Origin of the sequence: Gilvimarinus algae (assembly GCF_030518215.1) — a bacterium.
Lineage (GTDB): Bacteria > Pseudomonadota > Gammaproteobacteria > Pseudomonadales > Cellvibrionaceae > Gilvimarinus > Gilvimarinus algae.
This window is the reverse complement of record NZ_JAULRT010000059.1, coordinates 72,946-89,943: the sequence shown is the minus strand read 5'-3', so window position 1 is coordinate 89,943 and position 16,998 is coordinate 72,946. Positions and strand designations below refer to the sequence as shown.

Here is a 16,998-nt window from a genome sequence, read left to right as displayed (position 1 = left end):
GAATAACGACTCCTTACACAATCAATATTATCAGCGCTGCCGCAAAAACCCACAGCAGGAGCGCCCGGGAAAACATCGCCCCTGTATGTGCCACGAGCTGCAAGCTGTAAGCAGGCTCGATACGAGCCCCCTGCGTTGTAGCGGCGTCACTGTCGGGCCAGTGTCGCTCATCGCCCAGAGCGCCGCTCAATACGGCCGCAAGATAAACCGGGGTAGAGACACGGGTATCCAAGCAATACTGTCGCCAGGGCTTGATACAGGCCTCAAAATTTCCCACCAATGCCCATGACACACCCATAAGGCGTGCCGCGGGCCACTCCAGCCAATGGGCGGCGCAATTGACAGAGCGCGCAGCCGGATCATTTTGCTCAAGCAGGTGCGCCCTTAAAAGCACCACCAGCCGATACACCAGCGCCCCAACAGCGCCGGCAACCAAAAACCAGAACAGTACCGCGAACATTCGCTCAAAGCCGCGATAACTGAAAACACGCAACGCCTCTTGGTGAAGCTGCATCCAGTTATCGCCCTCGCGCTCACAGCGCAAGCCAGGGTCCAAATTCATTTCATCCAGCACTTGAGCGGCACGAACGGAATTGTCAGCTCGGGCGGCCTCTAGGTATTTCTGCAGAGACTGACTGAACTCTCCGCGCCCCAGGCTGTAGAGCAGCACCGGGACATTCACCAACAACAGCCAAACTGCCGGCAGATACCAGCCAATCACCAACACGAGCCCCAAAAGCACCAATGACGGACAGGCTACGGCAAGAAAGCCAACGGCGCCAGCGGGAAGGCGCTCACCGGCGTGGGCCTGCAACCATTGCCACCAACGGTAAAACCATTCGTCTCTCTGCAGTGGCTTGCCAGAGCCCCACCACTGGACCAACAGCAGGACAATCACCAGGCTCAAAAATGTCATAGTCGCACCACCTCCTGTTGTCGTTGATACTGCCGCTACTCAAGCCTCTGAGTTAATGATCTGCCGATAACGCGACCAGTCAAAAGCCGGGCCTGGGTCCGTTTTCCGCCCCGGCGCAATATCACAGTGACCGGCTATTCGCCCGGCAGTGACGGCGGGATATTGAGCCATTATAGCCCGACTGACTTCACCGAGCGTGCGATATTGCGCATCCGTGTAGGGCTCAGTGTCGGTACCCTCCAGCTCGATGCCGATGCTGAAATCATTGCACTCAGTAACACCCTCAAAGCAAGAGGCGCCTGCGTGCCAGGCCCGATCATCCAAATTGACAAACTGCACCAGCTCACCCTCACGGGTCACCAACAGGTGTGACGACACTTTCAAGTCGACAATCTCGGTAAAATAGGGGTGCGCCGCGGGATCCAGCCGGTTGGTGAAGAATTGTTCGATCCAACCGCCGCCGTAATGCCCGGGAGGCAGGCTGATGTTGTGAATCACCAGTAAACTGACGAGCGCCCCCTCTGGACGGGGCCCACAATTAGGAGAGGGGCAAGATCTCGCCGTAGAGACCCACCCGCGTTCGATGCTGACCGCCTGCGAATTAAATGACAAAAGCGCCTTCCTGATTGATATAAGCTCAAGCAGTATAACGGGAGGGCAATGTCAGGAGAAAGCCGATCTCAGGCGGGCTGCCAAGCGATGATTTTTTCGGCAGCAACAAACTCGCCGGGTGACCAGACCCGGCGTAACGAACGAGAAAGCGATGAAGCCTATCGCTAGTGACCCCGAGACTGGCGCAGGTTGCCAATCACGGACTCAAGAGCCCGGTCAAACAACATACCATCATCCAGTAGCAGCATATGGCCATCGCGCAAGGCGCGCGCTAAGCCCTCCCGGGTCTGCTCGGCCACTTTCATCCCGGTGCGGTTAACAAAAATGTACTTGCCGGTAGGCTTGATGATCGCCGCTAGGCGGCAGCGACACTTCTCGCCGCCCTCTGCGGTCATTTCAAACCAGGAGCCCTGCGTCAGGTTTGACACCAACGCCATATGCTGCCCACTCACCTCATCGTCCTCGCCAGCAGCCGCTTCTGGCACAACCAGAGCTTGCTCGTGTGCCTGCTCAGCCAGTGTTGGAATTGGAGCCGGCGCATTACTCGCTGGCGCCTCTGCCGGAGTAGCAGCTACATCCGGGGTAGCAGCTACGGGAGGTGATGTCGGCTGAGCCTCGAGCTCCGGGGCCTGAACGGGTGCCGCTTGAACCACAGACTCCGCCGCCTCAACGCCCGAGGACTCAACAGCGTCTTGCGCCTTACCCCGCAAAATATCCAGATGCAGCTTTTCCAGTGCTTTGAACATTTGCCCCATCTGATAGGGGTTAAAGGCAATGTCTTCCAGCCCCTTGCGCAAGCTGGCAAGCAGCCTTGGCACCAGCTTCAAAAGCTTAGGCCGGTTTTCGACATCCATGGTCGTCGTGGTGCTCCACACCAGATCCCGGGCCGTCTGCAGTTGCGACTCAAACACTTCGCTCTGCGGTCCTTCTTTCAGGCAGGTGATAAACAACACATTGGACCAAGCCGCCGCTAATAGCTGCGCAGCCGCGTGTGGAACCTCTACGCCTGCAGAAATCTCTGCCAGAGCGGCGTCCACCTCGGCTCGGGCGCGCTGGGATTTGGCCTTGCCGTCTTCGGCATCGATGGTTCTCTGTTCCAGGATTTTCGCCCTACGCTTTTCCTTTTCCTGAAAAGCGCGAAAGTCCAGCAACAATGTTTCAAAAATCGACACGTCCTTGGTGTAATCAGTAAGCACGCGGCTAACGGTCTCATCCACTTTCTTGTAGAGCGCATCCCTGCCGCGGTTTTCTTCCCCGGTATCCTGCCAGCCGAGCGCCGAGGTAGCCATTTCGTTCAGCAGACGACGGGCTGGGTGGCCGCCCTTACCAAAAAAGGACTTATCGGCAATCGCCACTTTGATCATGGGTATCTGCAAGCGGGCCAGCAAGGCCTTCATGGGAGCGGCCAAACTCCGGTCCTCGAGAATAAACTCGAACATCATGCTGACCAAGTTGATCACATCTTCATCGACTTGATTGATATCCCGCTCGCCATTGCCGCTTCTTTGAAGCAGGTTCGAGACCAGCGCTTTCACTTGCTCCGGCGAGGCAACCGACTCTGCTGAAGCCCCACCACGCTGCTGTGCCAGCGTCAGCACACTCACCAAATCCTGAGACGACAGACTCGGAGCCGAGGAGGCATCAGTTGCAGAGACCGCTGAATCGCCGCGCTGACTACCGAGCAGCTCCCTCAGCGTCCCCAGCAGCTGCTGGGCACCTTCATCGGCGCCCTCTTCACGCGCACGCTCCTGGCTGGTCGCGGAGCGCTCCTGCGACTTGTGTGGCGCCGCCATGCTCGAGGGACGCGCTGGGCGCGAGATACCCGGATTACCACGCAGTGAGGGCAGGATATTGGCGTCGATGAGCTGCTGGTTGAGCAGAGCGTAGAGTTCGGCCAGCTGATTCATTACCATACGGTCGAACAGCTTAAACACTACCAGACGCGCCTTGACGTCGACATCAATCTGACTGGCAGCTTCAACAAAGGCGTGGCAGACAACGTCGGGGCCAACAGGGTTGTTTTTCTGGTACACCTTCACGGGCACGAGCTGGTCCATGCGCAAGGTGAGGTGCTGCACCTGCTCTGCAAACTGCTCGTTAGCCCGGTTGATCATGGTTTCGCTCGCGACCATTTCCTCAAGCTCATCATTACCCACGAGCGCGAGATTCTCAGGGGCCTCGTCGTCCTGCTCGTCTTTCACAGGAAAAGCGGCCGGGTCCACCAACCGGGCAAAGCCGATATCCAGCTGACGGAAAAACTCGGTTTCTGTCTCCTTGCGGCGCAGGCGTACTTGGCGCATCGAATCAAAATACAGGTTCTGCTCGTGGTTGTTGGTCGCTTGGTCTGCCAGCTCAAAAAGCGCGTCATCGGCCTTATCAAACAGCCCACGCAGCAGTGCCTGCAGCTTCAGCCGGGCCTTCTCGCGCAACTGATGCATAGCGGCAGGCATACGAGCCAAGGCCACCTCGGCCGGACGCTTGTGCTCCGGGTTGAGATGGACGACGTTTTCGTGGCCGTTTGATCGAGATTTGTTCATGATGACAACCCAATGGGAACCTTTCACTGACTAGTATAGGTATCTGTATCGGCAAGCACAGCCAGAGTTTGACACAATGAGCGGAATATCACATTTGCCGCTAAAAAGCCGTAAGGAAAATAACTGAAAGCTATTGATCCACTGAGAACCCAGAATCCAGGTTATATAAAATGTCGCCGCGACCAACAAGGTAACTTAATGTGCCAAGCGGAAGTTCGGGCAGGCCTCCGCCGCCTTGAGTACAATAGCGTCACACACCGGACATCCAGAGAGAGCCCCATGATCAAGCTTTATGCCGATACCATCCCCAACCTGCGCCGCGACATCATCAAGAACGTGACAGCCGCCCTGGAAGAGGATGTGGGTTCAGGCGACATCACCGCTCAACTGATTCCAGCCGAGCAACTCGCCAAAGCCGAGGTCATCACCCGTGAAGACTGCATATTTTGCGGTAAAGACTGGGTAGAGGAAACCTTCCGCCAGTTGGACCCCGAGGTCACAATCACTTGGCACATCGACGATGGCGGGAAGGCAGCCGCCGACAGTGTACTTTTTGAACTCCAGGGCCGGGCACGCTCCCTATTAACCGGCGAGCGAACCGCGCTCAACTTCGTCCAACTACTCTCCGGCACAGCCACCACGGCCCGACAATACGCCGACCTGGTCAAAGACCTGCCCATCAAAATACTCGACACGCGTAAAACCATACCCGGGCTGCGAAGCGCCCAAAAATACGCCGTCGCCTGCGGAGGCTGCCACAACCACCGACTGGGGCTTTACGACGCTTTTTTAATCAAGGAAAACCACATCGCAGCGGCAGGCAGCATCGCCCAAGCGATCAAGAAGGCTCGCGAGTTAGCACCCGGTAAACCGGTGGAGGTAGAGGTGGAAACTCTGGATGAGCTGGATAGGGCCATCGCTGCAGGCGCCGAAATTATTATGCTGGATGAAATGGAGCTAACAGAGATTAATCAACATTTACAAGGCCGCGGATTAACCTCCCACCTCGAGCTATCCGGCGGTTTGAACATCTCCCAACTGGAAACCCAGAGAGCAGTGCTTGAAAACATCAGCCGCATATCAGTGGGGGCATTGACCAAACACTGTAAGGCCGTAGATTTATCCATGAGAGTCATCGCATCATTTGATTAACGCTTCAAATATGCAACAGCCAGGTAGCCCGTGACACTGCTTGCTCCTCCCACGAACTTCTGCGATGATCGAATTGAACCAAAACTTGAAGCCTCAAAGAGCAAAATATGTCAGTCGAAGACAATAACCCCCTTAAGCAACTAGAAGGACGACTGGCGTCGGGCGACTTCCATGTGGGAATCTACGGCCTGGGCTATGTGGGTCTACCTCTGGCCTTGCGCTTTACCGAGGCAGGGGTAAAAGTCACCGGCTTTGACATCGATCAGAACAAAGTAGATCAGCTAAACTCGGGAAAGAGCTATATAAAGCGCATAAGTGGAGGCGATATAACCGCTGCCCTCAACAATGGGTTTTACGCCACCACCGACTTTAGCAAAAGTACAGAGGTGGACGCGCAGATTATCTGCGTGCCTACGCCATTGGATCAACACCACCAACCAGACCTATCGTTCGTCACCAACACAGTAGACTCTATATTACCTTATTTTCGTGCCGGACAAATACTCTCCTTGGAGAGCACAACATGGCCGGGCACAACAGAAGAGTTGTTGCACCCCAGATTGAAGAAGCAAGGTTTTACTGCCGGCAAAAATTGCGCTTTGATTTACTCCCCTGAGCGCGAAGATCCAGGCAACCCCAACTATACAACGGCCACGATACCCAAGGTTCTTGGCGGTATGACACCGAACTGCTTAAAACTAGGGAAAGCCCTTTACGCCCACGCCATCAACACCCTTGTACCCGTTAGTGACACCAGAGTGGCAGAAATGACTAAGCTTCTGGAGAACATACACCGGGCCGTTAACATCGGCCTGGTAAACGAAATGAAAATAGTCGCCGATAAAATGGGTATAAACATACACGAGGTTATAGAAGCTGCCGCCACTAAGCCCTTCGGCTTTGTACCCTACACTCCCGGCCCTGGTCTGGGAGGGCACTGCATTCCCATAGACCCCTTTTACCTAACCTGGAAGGCCAAAGAATTCGGCATAAATACACGGTTTATTGAATTAGCCGGCGAGGTAAACCACCAGATGCCGGAGTGGGTGGTGAACAAGGTATCGGAAGCGCTCAACCTGCGAAAGAAATCAATAAACGGCAGTCGGATTTTGGTGCTTGGTCTCGCGTACAAAAAGAATATAGACGACACACGAGAGTCTCCCGCAGTGGAAATAATGGCGCAGCTACAGAACAAGGGCGCACTTATTGAGTACTCAGACCCATATGTGCCCACATTTCCAAATAAGCGAGACTATCACTTTGACCTATCAAGCGTGGCATTAACACCGGAGAGATTACGGTCATACGACTGCATAGTCTTGGCCACAGACCACGATGATTTCGATTACTTTCAGCTTCAAGAACACAGCTTGACGATTGTTGACACACGTAACCGACTTGATGGTGAAAACGTTGTCAAAGCCTAAGACTTCAGACAATAGGATTCTAATTGTAACCCGCAATCTGCCGCCATTGATCGGGGGAATGGAAAGACTGAATTTGAATATGGCAAAAGGGTTGGCGAAACATAACAAGGTCGCCGTAATCGGACCGAGCATCTCGAGAGACAGTCTTCCCGCGAATGTCCAATTTTCAGGCGCGCCCTTAACGCCCATTTGGCTTTTTTTACTATACGCCCAGCTCAATGCAATCTTCCACACGTTTAAACTTCGCCCGACACACATAATCGCCGGAAGCGGACTAACGGCTCCCATTGCTCTAGTCTGCGCAAAGCTTATTGGCGCCAAGGCGATCACCTACACACATGGGCTGGATGTGGCTGTTGCACACCCGCTATACAAACGCTTCTGGATTCCTAGCCTAAGACGAATGAATACGGTAATCGCCAACAGCAAACCAACAAAAGCCTTACTAGTAGAGCGCGGAATTTTGGAAAGCAAAATCGTCGTTATTCACCCAGGGGTAGATATACCTGAGCAGCAACCAAGCGCAATGGAAGTAAATAGTTTCAAACAGCTGTATGGCTTGCAAGGAGGACCGGTATTGCTATCCGTGGGGCGCCTAACTACAAGAAAGGGACTCAAAGAATTTGTCGCGAAATCATTAGCCGATATTGCAAGAGAGTTTCCGACCGTAAAATTATTAATTGTCGGCGAAACCCCTCAAAACTCTCTTTACGCTAAAGCTCAAACCAAATCAGAAATTTTAGAAGAAGCCGGAAAACATGGTCTAACGTCAAACCTAGTGTTCACGGGCAACATAACTGACCTTAGAACACTACAAATCGCCTATGCAGCTAGCGACGTGCATGTTTTTCCTGTAAGAGAGATACAAGGAGACCCGGAGGGATTTGGAATGGTCGCGATTGAAGCGGCAGCGTGCGGAACACCCACAGCGGGATTCTCAACCGGGGGCACCGTTGATTCAGTAGCCGAATCTGTTTCCGGACACTTGGCAAGCCAAGGAAACTATCAGGCCTTATCAGAAATCATCAAGACAATATTGAAGAACCCGACAAATAAAAGAGATTGCCTTAAGTTTGCAGAATCTTTCTCTTGGGATAATTTTAAAGATCGCATTAGCGCAGCGATAGCCAAATAAGCCAAAAACAATGAAGGTAGATAAAAAAAACCCTCTTCATCTTTTATCGTTGGCAGCGCTAGCAATCAACGCCTTTCTGTCGCTACCCCTAAGAATCAGACAAAAAAAAAGCAATAGAAAAGTTATCGTTTTCTATGGACATAAACTTTGCGGAAACCTACTCGCGATCTATACAGATATAGAAAATCACCACTCAAAAACAACCAAGCCCATATTCTTAACTTTAGACGCAAACTATAATAGGGTGCTTAGGAAAGGCGGCTACAATAGCTACCTAGCTTATCACCCAAAGACCGCCATTCTCCTCAGCCAAGCGAGCGCAATTGTAAGCAGTCACGGACTGCACTCGATGAGCATATTGACAACTCTCAGCAGCATAAAATTTTTTGATGTTTGGCACGGAATACCCTTCAAGGGATTCAAACCAAAAAACTTTTCAATACAACATAAGTACGATGAAACATGGGTAACCTCGCCTTATATAGCTCAACTATATACAGGAAAATTTGGCTTCAACGCCAGCAAAGTTAAAATAACAGGCTACGCAAGAACAGATATCTTGATCAACAACAGCGAGAACACAAAAAAAATTAAAAGCGATTTCCGAATTCCACAGTCGAAAAAAATCGTATTATTTGCGCCGACCTGGCAACAAGATTCAAAACATAGAAGCATCTTCCCTTTTGAGGAGCATAAAGCATCGCTGCTTTCTAAACTAGACTGCTTCGCAAAACAATCAGAATCAGTGATTATTGTCAGAGCTCACCTAAACTCGAGAGAAAAAACCTCATACCACTCAGATAGGATTATATTTAGATCTTTCGAAGAGTATCCAAACACTGAATCACTACTGCTAATTTGCGACCTTCTAATTTGCGACTGGTCTTCCATCGCGTTTGATTGGCTGCTACTCGACCGCCCAACGATATTTTTAGATGTTCCACCACCTTTCAAAGAAGGGTTCTTCCTCGGTCCAGAGTTTAGATTCGATAGTATCGCAAAAAACACGAGCGAAATGATTGAATTGATGAACACTGCTTTAGGCAACCCAGAAAAGTCACTAAACGCCAGCTCAACACTACGCGCATCAATAAAAAACAAGCTTTATTCAAGTTATGCCGACGGCAATGCCAGCAAAAGGTGCACGCAAAGAATCCTCGAGAAAATTTGAGCCTCTGGCCTTAAACTCAAAAAACAACTCTCAAAGCAAACGAAGACTCTCTAAAGTAGAGTTGATTAGCGTTGATGACGTCGTCCTAGTATAAGGAAAATATATGATTTTAACTCCTCTATTAGATAATTTTTCTTGAATATCTTTCCATCTCTCTGTCTTATACCAATCATCGCCCACAAACATAAGATTGAACCCATACCTATCGTGCGCATCCAATTTATCCATAGACAACTGAGGCACAGCCAAATCAACGTACTTGCACGACCTCACTATCTCGACCCGTTCCTCGTAGGGAATTACAGGCTTTTTGCACTTATATGCAACCAGCTCATCAACTGTCACGCCAACTATTAACCTATCACATAATGATTTTGAGTTCCTTAGAACATTTACATGCCCAACATGAAACAAATCAAAAACTCCCGCCGTATAACCAATCACCATTTCAATTCCCCCAAAACTATATCCTGAAAACTTCTGTAAGACTCCTTTCTAGAAGCATTAGAAGTAAATTGAGCAGAAAATCCAATTTTTTTTCGCTGTAATGCTCCAGATAAACCAAGCCTCTCTGCGAATTTTCGAATTGGGAGCTTAGACTCTAGCGAATTGATTTTTAACGATGACGGCTGGCGATAGCAATACCCTATGAGTGATTTAGAAACAAACGGAACTCTAGCCTCTTTAGAGGCGGCCATTGACGCAAAATCCATTCGTCTAAGCAAACATGGCAAATGAACTAAGAGGAAAAAATCCTCAACAAACTCTATGGGGCTTTTACCTCTTTTCAGGAGATCTACAAATGACTCCAAACGTTCAGATCGACAATCAGCAGAATAACCGTACAGATCAAGAAAAGCATGCGTGTCAAGCTCATTCAAGCCTGAGGCCCAACGAAATATCTGATCGTACCCAAAACATATTTCATCCGCCCCCTCTCCGGTAAGAACAACTTTTTGCTGTGGGGTCATTTTCCGGCAAACATTGTAAATTAATCCTTCATTTGGCAAACTGAGCGGCTCACCACGAAGACGGGTCAGATACTTCCAAGTAGAGACCAGCTCGTCTTCTGACACCGATACTTTCTTTAAAGAGGCTCCCACCAGATCAGCGGTCTCTTGCGCCCCTTCGAACTCATTATTATACTCAAGCCCTACTGAGTATGCAGCGCTGGTGCCAGCCAAGGAAACAACAATAGCACTATCTAACCCTCCGCTTAGCAGAGAAACGTTTTCAACATGACTCATTCCATGCAAATCAACGCTGCGCCTGACCCTTTCTTCAAAAGCACTTTGCTCGAAGGACTCATTTGCCGCCGCCCACTTCCAATGAAAAAAGGTCTCTCCCGACGATTTAACGACCTGGCCAGGGGTAACTTCCTCTACACCCTGAAAAAAACTTGCCCCTGGTAGCGGTCGGCGAATCACCCTCCATTCGGCTAAAGCAATAGGACATGGAATGGCTCCTGCTAGGCTTGCAACAACTGAAGCCTCCGAAGAAAAAATTATCTCTTGATTTTTTCGCCACATGAACAGCGGCTTGATACCAAAAGCATCTCGCGCAGCGGTCCATTGGCCTGTAGCTCGATTATAAATGACCAAAGAAAACATTCCATCGAGGAGCGAGAAAATATCATCTCCAACCAATGAGTATCCCTCAAGAATAGTCTCGGTATCCGACTTAGTCTTACACTTTAAATTGAGTTTTTTCCTGATAAAATCATGGTTGTATATTTCACCATTGAAAACAATAGCATATCGCCCGCAAACGGACTCCATTGGTTGGTTGGCATCATCACTCAAATCGACTACGGCCAATCGGCAGTGGCCTAAAAGAACTTTTCCTTGATTGTACCGGACAATCCGTTGAGCATCCGGCCCTCTCCAAGAAATTCGCTCTAAAGCCCTGCCAAAATCATCAGCACATTTCGCCCTTTGACTTAGCTGAAAGATGAAACCACACATAATAGAACCTCGGCACTAGAAGCAGGAGGGGATGCTCTTTTTATACAGAACAGACCTAAGAATCAAGATGCCGAAAACGCCCATAATGCTTTCAGACAGAATGACAGCAAAAGGCATGTATTTTTCACCAACAAAAATAACAAAACATATACTTGATGCCACCAAAGTAACCAGCCCGATCACCTCTAGGCCAACCCTTAGCCAAGGCCTTCCAATCGCCATTAGAGCATTCCCCGAAACCAATCGTAACGACAATCCAGGAATAGCAAAGCAAAATATGCGCAGTATTTCCGAAAGCCCCTTGAAACCATCTCCGAAAATTATTTCTATGAATGGAGAAGCTATCCATAGCCCGACCAGCAAAAACAGACTATAGGCAAAAGAGACACCAGACATATAGAAAACCATTCGACGAGTATCGTGCAAATGGGCATCCTGAGACCGAAATATATAAGGAACTGCGGAAACGACCATAGCAGAAACTGGAAGCATTAGCGCTCCCAAAACACGAGACCCCGCCGCATACAGACCCACCAGATCAACCGGAAGGAGCTTTAAAGCAACCGCTTTGTCAAGCTCAGCGGAACCAGATTTGCAGAAATTAATGGCAGCATAAGAGCAAGAAGCGCTGATATAAGTAAGCGTTACAACACGCCATTTTCTCCAATTTGGCCAGGACTTAGGAAGATAGTATGCACCTAAAACCAACGCCGCAACTGATGCCAAGAAGTAGCCCAATGCATAAGCACTCAGAACATCCTGAAAGCCAATAAAGGATACTAACAACGCAAAAATAAATCTTAAAGCTAAGGGAGAAAATTGCAAAGCTTGGGACCTGGCAACCCTCCCTAAACCGTGATGCTCGGCCGACATCAATCCCAAGAAAGGCTGAAGAATGGTTTCTGCGAATCCAATAGCCAATAGCACGCCAAATGAAATTTGAGCGGAAGGAATAGCCCACGACATGACGACCAAGAAACAGACTAAAGCGATGGCGCCGAGGAGCAGCACAAGGGGAATAGCATAGGACAATATTTCCTCACTACTTTCTGCATTCTTTGAAACTGCACGCAGCATCATTAGCTGGGATCCAAATGAAGAAAGCGAGCCGAGAAAAAGCGCCAAAGAGCACGCCCCAGCAAAAACACCGAACTGTTGAGAACCAAGCATTCTCGCAACAAGCAATAGCGTTCCCGCCAGCACGAGCAATCGCACGCCAAGAACCAAGCCAGTTCGAATTGTAGCTGTAGCAACAGCACCACTAGTCATGAAAGCCGCGTATTTTCATTAAAACATACCATTAAAAGCTCTCAAGCAAATGACCTTAAACGAAAATCTAAGAGACCATTCGCCGCGACACATTTCCCCCAGCGAAAGAGATCCCTTAATTTTTACCCTTATACATTAGCGCTGTTATTTGCTCCGAAACCAACCCCATTAAAAACACGAGAATAGCCGTAGTGAATAGCAGCGCACCCATATTAGTAAACCTTCCATCAGTCAAATAAGTATAAGCATAATAAGAAATCCCACTTAAACCTAGCACCAACGAAATTGGAAAAAACAGTTTTAAGGGCGAGAACAAAGTTCCGATCTTGAAAATTATCAAAAGAAAGCGAACACCATCTTTCCACGGGCTAATATGACTAGCTGACCCCTCCGCCCTACTCAAAACATTTACAGGAGCGTAACCAACCGAGTATCCAGCCCGGAAAAAGCTCATGGTAATAGTCGTTGGATACGAAAACTTATTAGGCAACAAACTAATAAACTCCATGAATTTGTCTTTCCTTACAGCACGAAAACCGGAAGTAAGATCCTCAATTTTGTGACCTACCATCCAGCTGGCAAATCGATTGTAAAATCCATTCGCAAGCGATCGGTGAAACCCAGCCTGCCCCTGCCTACTGCGCGAACCAACTACCATGTCGAAGCCGGCCTCTAACTTTTCCAACAGAACCAGTATATCTTCAGCGCGGTGCTGTCCATCAGCATCCATACAGACAACTATATTATTCGACGCCGCGCGCAAACCAGTTTTTATCGCAGCACCATTGCCCTTACTATAGGGGTGAGTTACAACTCTCGCACCAGAACTCTCAGCAACACAGGCGGTGTCGTCAGTTGAGCCATCGTCGACAACAATTATTTCAGCACCAGCCCAATGACTCTTAATCAGTGAAACTGTTTGGCCCACGGAAGCACTCTCATTCTTCGCTGGGAGGATCACAGAAATTTCCTTCATGTACTACCCCTAACACTTTTCTGATTAACATTTCTTAGAAGCTCCACCCAATCATCCTTCCCAGCTTCAGAAAGCCTACTAATAATAAGCTCCATGAGTGGATCCTCTTTAGGAATTTGAGAAGCAGCGCGCTTCAAGTATGGGAGCGCCATTTCTGTTTGATACGTTTCATTGAAGATAAAAACAGCGATTCGTAACAACGACTCAGGGGGGATTTCAATTCTACTTGCAATTATATTAATCGTTTGGAGCACACCATTTTCATCTTTTTCACTAAAAAGCCCTCGCTCGGCATTTAAAAGAGTTGCCCACAAAATCCCTTGATTCTGAATGTTCATAGGGGCGTCTCTCAAACGCTTTTCTAATAGCTTCCAATCTGACGAGGAAACTGTTCCATTGATTGCCTTGTAGGTAACTAAGTTACTCACCAAAATGGCAGATCGAGATAAACGATTAGCCCCTTCTTGACAAACATCTATGGCTAAAGCGAGGTGTTTGCCATCCTTATTTATACCATGCCTCTCAAAATGAGCGGTGCAAAGTGATAACCAAGCGCGCTCAGACTCCAAAGCTATGCGTTTATGGTATTCAGCCAACCGCAAATCATCCCCCCAATAGTGTGCTCTTCGAGCGGTAGCCAGACCTTCAACACACAATACAATACAGAGAAAAAACAGAGAACTCCTACAAAACCAACCATAGCGCCTGACAACTGTCGACAGAATATCTCCTACTGCAAGGAATACACCGACCATAGGTAGATGATTTCTATGCTCATAGGCCAAATCCAAGCTTATGACATTGCTTGTCATGAAGTGGCCTGCAAAAAAAAACAAAAACCCGAATGAGAATACGGGCTGCACGATACGAAGACACCAAGCGCTCACCAAAACAATAAGTATTAACACTATCGAAAAAAATGTACTCGGAGGGTTCAGAAGGCTTCTGGAGACGGAAATATGATCATAGAAAAATGTCATCCAGTCTGGCCAGGGAAATAGTATCTGCTGCAGGTAAACTGTAAGAACCCTAGCCTGAGTCAATAGACGCTCAACACTATTAAAATCTCTGCCAGAATAGTTTTCCCAACTCCAAAAATAGGGAATCACAACAAATAAATATATGAGGATGCCGATAAAAGTCAAAAAATAATAGATTCGGCGCATCCCTTCCAAGTCCAAACCATTACTCCCCCTAAACTTTAAAATTGTTATTTCCAAAACCAACAAATACAGAGGTATTAATGCAGCATCCTCTTTTGAGGCGAAGGCAAGCAGCGCAGAAAGTGCTGCCAAAATGCCATATCTTTGGCAATGCAGGTCTTTCATCTGCGCATTCCGCATCCGAAGGTATAGAAACAGAGCAAGTAGCGTGAACAATGTGGCGAGGGTCTGCATTCGCTGTACGACATACAGAACAGATGAAACCTGCAATGGATGTATCGCCCATACCGCAGTGATCGCAAGTGCTGAAATTTCAGAGCGCTTAACACTACAACCAGAAAGCAAAAGTAGCTGCCGGACAAACAGGCATAGGACAAGACAGGTGAGACAATGAATGATAATATTGGTTGCCTTAAAAGCAGCCGGATTCATATCAGATCGCCACGAATCAAAAGCAAAAGTAAGCATCGCTAGAGAGCGAGACCCACCGCCCGCTTCAAAACTGTAAGCAGCTCGTATAACGTCTTTCAGACTGCTTGAGTCGCTCACATTCAACGCCGTATTGTTTACGATATTTGAATGGTCATCAAAAAAGAAACCACCATTTATGCCTATCGACAGCAAAATTGCTGCAACCACTGCAATCGTAAAGCCTAGGGATACGTATAAATACCTATTCCAACAAATACTTAAGTGCAAGGACTTCACCTTTTCAGTAGTTTAATTTGGCGCTTATAATTGCACATCAAACCTTCCCCTTTTACGGTGACCGTAGCTACATTTTGCCTACATTTACAGCCAAAATTTCTTTAGCCCAATCCAGCTTACCGACGCCTTCTAGCTCTTTAGCGATACGCGCCACCCTAGGATCATTCGCCTCAGCACTTTGAGAAAATTCCAGAAAAAGAGGGAGCGACCTTTCCGCATCGGCACTTTTAAACACAAAAACGGCCAACTGCAAATACTCCGCAGCCCCAAGCTCGAAACTCTCCGCAAGAATTTCGATAGCGTTAACGACCTCCTCAACGCTTAAATTTGTACCTCTTCGCACATTGTCCAGCAAAGTCCAAACCGCCAGCTTGCTCTGCAACTCAGAAGTCCCCTCTCGAAGCATCCGGTATAGAAGATTCCAGTCATCCCTCTCAGGCTGACCTAAGATGGATTTGTATACTACGATATTGGTGGCCAATGATGGGGCTTGAACGTGCTCTAGCCCAGTCTCATTTGCCTCAATTGCTTTAATCAAGTAACGTTCTTCCCTTAACTCTTTGTATTTGTCGTAGTACGCGCCACCAAGTTGCGCCCAAGCCCTAGGGGACTGAGCTGCCAGCTCAACTAGCTTCTCGCCATGTCGGACGGGATCTCCCCAGGTGAAGGAGCGCAGCAATGTAAGAAACATCAACAACATAAGCACCACACCAAAGCAAGCCAGTCTGGAAAATTTCTCTACTGTCAAGCGATCGCAGACTAATTTTAGTAGCTCAAAAACTGCTATCAAAGCTCCAATAAGCGGAAAGTGATTCCTGTGCTCGAAAACCAACTCCAGTGGGATCACATTACTTGAAATGGAGTGGCCAAATAGAAATAAGAGCACACCGAAGGAAAACAAGGGTCTATAACAGCGCCACAACCACGCCAAGAGCAGTATTCCGACAATTAGTAAAATTGAAAGGAGAGTCGTTAATGGCTTCAGCAAGCCCCTTGAAACGACATAATTGTCGTATAGAAACGGCATATTATCCGGTAGAGGGACAATAATTTGTCCTAAATACATAATCAAAACCCTCCCTTGCGTCAGCAATCTCTCCCAGGAAGAGAACTCTCTACCAGGATAGTCAGCCCAATGCCAGTATTGGGGCAATAAGATAAAAAAGTATCCAAACAGAACCACGAAAGAAAGCACTATGAAGCTTTGTTTTAGTCCTCTAGATACCTTTTCGTCAGCAGCCTGAAAGCGCAGAAGTGACAACTCAAGAGCCAAAACGTACGCAAAAAGCAAAGGCGCATCTTCTTTACATGCTAATGCCAGTAGACCAAAGATAATAACACCCACGCCCTGCAGGCGTCCGCGGCCGACGCCATCTATCTGAAACTGCCTCATAGCCACATAACACCACATTGCGAGCAGTATAAAGAGCGTAGCCATAGTCTGCATACGCTGTACAACGTAGAGAACTGATGACACTTGCAACGGATGTACAGCCCATGCTAAAGCCAAACCTAGACCCACCCAGAACGCACGACTCGAATCCCAACCCATTAACAGCAGTAAGCGCCTCAAGAAAAAAATAAGAATGAAAGTCGTTAGCGCATGAAAAGCCAAATTAGTTGCTTTAAAGGTCGACGCATGCATCCCTCCAGCGCGCCAGTAATCCATTGCAAAGCTCACCATCGGTATCGGCCGGCTTCCCCGCCCATCGTGGAAACTAAAAGCCGCATTCCGCAAACCATCCACGCTCAGTGTTTCCAGGTATAGAAGGCGATTTTGAATAATGTTTATGCCGTCATCCAGAATAAATTCCCCCCCTAGGCCCGGGACAAATACAGCAATAGCAAGAAGCAATGCCAAACTGATGCTTAATACTTGGACAGATCTCAAACTTAAGAACTCTTTGTCAGAAAAATCCACAGGGGTAACCATTTGTTAATAGGAAAATTACACTGCTCTGGGAGAAT

General features: G+C 48.4%; 13 protein-coding genes. 4 read left to right on the top strand and 9 right to left on the bottom strand.

The annotated features are described in order from the left end of the window. Positions 1–13 precede the first annotated feature (13 nt). From ampE to QWI16_RS11705, 3 genes are all read right to left on the bottom strand, one after another. A complete protein-coding gene (ampE, locus tag QWI16_RS11715; protein ID WP_302713338.1) occupies positions 14–916 on the bottom strand; it encodes a regulatory signaling modulator protein AmpE in 903 nt (300 codons plus the stop codon). Positions 917–955: 39 nt separating this feature from the next. Continuing rightward, on the bottom strand, positions 956–1,528 hold the full coding sequence (gene ampD, locus QWI16_RS11710) for a 1,6-anhydro-N-acetylmuramyl-L-alanine amidase AmpD (protein WP_370659927.1): 573 nt from the start codon (positions 1,526–1,528) through the stop codon (positions 956–958). Between the two features lie 164 nt (positions 1,529–1,692). Next, entirely contained in the window at positions 1,693–4,065 is a 2,373-nt protein-coding gene (locus QWI16_RS11705) for a DUF1631 domain-containing protein (protein ID WP_302713336.1), read from the bottom strand. Between the two features lie 279 nt (positions 4,066–4,344). On the opposite strand from QWI16_RS11705, the gene nadC reads away from it, so the two are divergent. The 4 genes from nadC to QWI16_RS11685 all read left to right on the top strand — a co-directional run bounded on the left by nadC (position 4,345) and on the right by QWI16_RS11685 (position 8,950). Next, positions 4,345–5,217: a carboxylating nicotinate-nucleotide diphosphorylase gene (gene nadC / locus QWI16_RS11700; protein WP_302713334.1), complete on the top strand. Its 873-nt coding sequence runs from the start codon at positions 4,345–4,347 to the stop codon at positions 5,215–5,217. A 107-nt stretch (positions 5,218–5,324) separates the two neighbouring features. Further along, positions 5,325–6,644: a nucleotide sugar dehydrogenase gene (locus QWI16_RS11695; RefSeq protein WP_302713333.1), complete on the top strand. Its 1,320-nt coding sequence runs from the start codon at positions 5,325–5,327 to the stop codon at positions 6,642–6,644. After that, positions 6,631–7,779 (top strand): glycosyltransferase family 4 protein, encoded by a 1,149-nt coding sequence (locus QWI16_RS11690; protein ID WP_302713331.1) that lies wholly within the window; start codon positions 6,631–6,633, stop codon positions 7,777–7,779. Before QWI16_RS11695 ends, QWI16_RS11690 begins: the two co-directional genes overlap by 14 nt. Before the next feature lie 10 nt (positions 7,780–7,789). Further along, entirely contained in the window at positions 7,790–8,950 is a 1,161-nt protein-coding gene (locus tag QWI16_RS11685) for a CDP-glycerol glycerophosphotransferase family protein (protein ID WP_302713329.1), read from the top strand. Positions 8,951–8,980: 30 nt separating this feature from the next. On the opposite strand, the gene QWI16_RS11680 is transcribed toward QWI16_RS11685, so the two are convergent. The 6 genes from QWI16_RS11680 to QWI16_RS11655 form a co-directional block, all read right to left on the bottom strand. Next, positions 8,981–9,397 (bottom strand): FAD synthase family protein, encoded by a 417-nt coding sequence (locus QWI16_RS11680; protein WP_302713327.1) that lies wholly within the window; start codon positions 9,395–9,397, stop codon positions 8,981–8,983. Next, on the bottom strand, positions 9,391–10,914 hold the full coding sequence (asnB, locus tag QWI16_RS11675) for an asparagine synthase (glutamine-hydrolyzing) (RefSeq protein WP_302713325.1): 1,524 nt from the start codon (positions 10,912–10,914) through the stop codon (positions 9,391–9,393). Before asnB ends, QWI16_RS11680 begins: the two co-directional genes overlap by 7 nt. Positions 10,915–10,929: 15 nt before the next feature. After that, entirely contained in the window at positions 10,930–12,183 is a 1,254-nt protein-coding gene (locus tag QWI16_RS11670; protein WP_302713323.1) for an oligosaccharide flippase family protein, read from the bottom strand. Between the two features lie 115 nt (positions 12,184–12,298). After that, on the bottom strand, positions 12,299–13,159 hold the full coding sequence (locus tag QWI16_RS11665; RefSeq protein WP_302713322.1) for a glycosyltransferase family 2 protein: 861 nt from the start codon (positions 13,157–13,159) through the stop codon (positions 12,299–12,301). Continuing rightward, a complete protein-coding gene (locus QWI16_RS11660) occupies positions 13,156–15,021 on the bottom strand; it encodes a hypothetical protein (RefSeq protein WP_302713321.1) in 1,866 nt (621 codons plus the stop codon). Before QWI16_RS11660 ends, QWI16_RS11665 begins: the two co-directional genes overlap by 4 nt. Before the next feature lie 76 nt (positions 15,022–15,097). Then, positions 15,098–16,951, bottom strand: a complete 1,854-nt coding sequence (locus tag QWI16_RS11655) for a hypothetical protein (protein ID WP_302713320.1) — start codon at positions 16,949–16,951, stop codon at positions 15,098–15,100. Positions 16,952–16,998: the final 47 nt, after the last annotated feature.

Coding starts and splice junctions, on each gene's coding strand:
- ampE (WP_302713338.1), bottom strand. CDS start 916: ATGACATTTTTGAGCCTGGTGATTGTCCTGCTGTTGGTCCAGTGGTGG.
- QWI16_RS11705 (WP_302713336.1), bottom strand. CDS start 4,065: ATGAACAAATCTCGATCAAACGGCCACGAAAACGTCGTCCATCTCAAC.
- nadC (WP_302713334.1), top strand. CDS start 4,345: ATGATCAAGCTTTATGCCGATACCATCCCCAACCTGCGCCGCGACATC.
- QWI16_RS11695 (WP_302713333.1), top strand. CDS start 5,325: ATGTCAGTCGAAGACAATAACCCCCTTAAGCAACTAGAAGGACGACTG.
- QWI16_RS11685 (WP_302713329.1), top strand. CDS start 7,790: ATGAAGGTAGATAAAAAAAACCCTCTTCATCTTTTATCGTTGGCAGCG.
- QWI16_RS11680 (WP_302713327.1), bottom strand. CDS start 9,397: ATGGTGATTGGTTATACGGCGGGAGTTTTTGATTTGTTTCATGTTGGG.
- asnB (WP_302713325.1), bottom strand. CDS start 10,914: ATGTGTGGTTTCATCTTTCAGCTAAGTCAAAGGGCGAAATGTGCTGAT.
- QWI16_RS11670 (WP_302713323.1), bottom strand. CDS start 12,183: ATGACTAGTGGTGCTGTTGCTACAGCTACAATTCGAACTGGCTTGGTT.
- QWI16_RS11665 (WP_302713322.1), bottom strand. CDS start 13,159: ATGAAGGAAATTTCTGTGATCCTCCCAGCGAAGAATGAGAGTGCTTCC.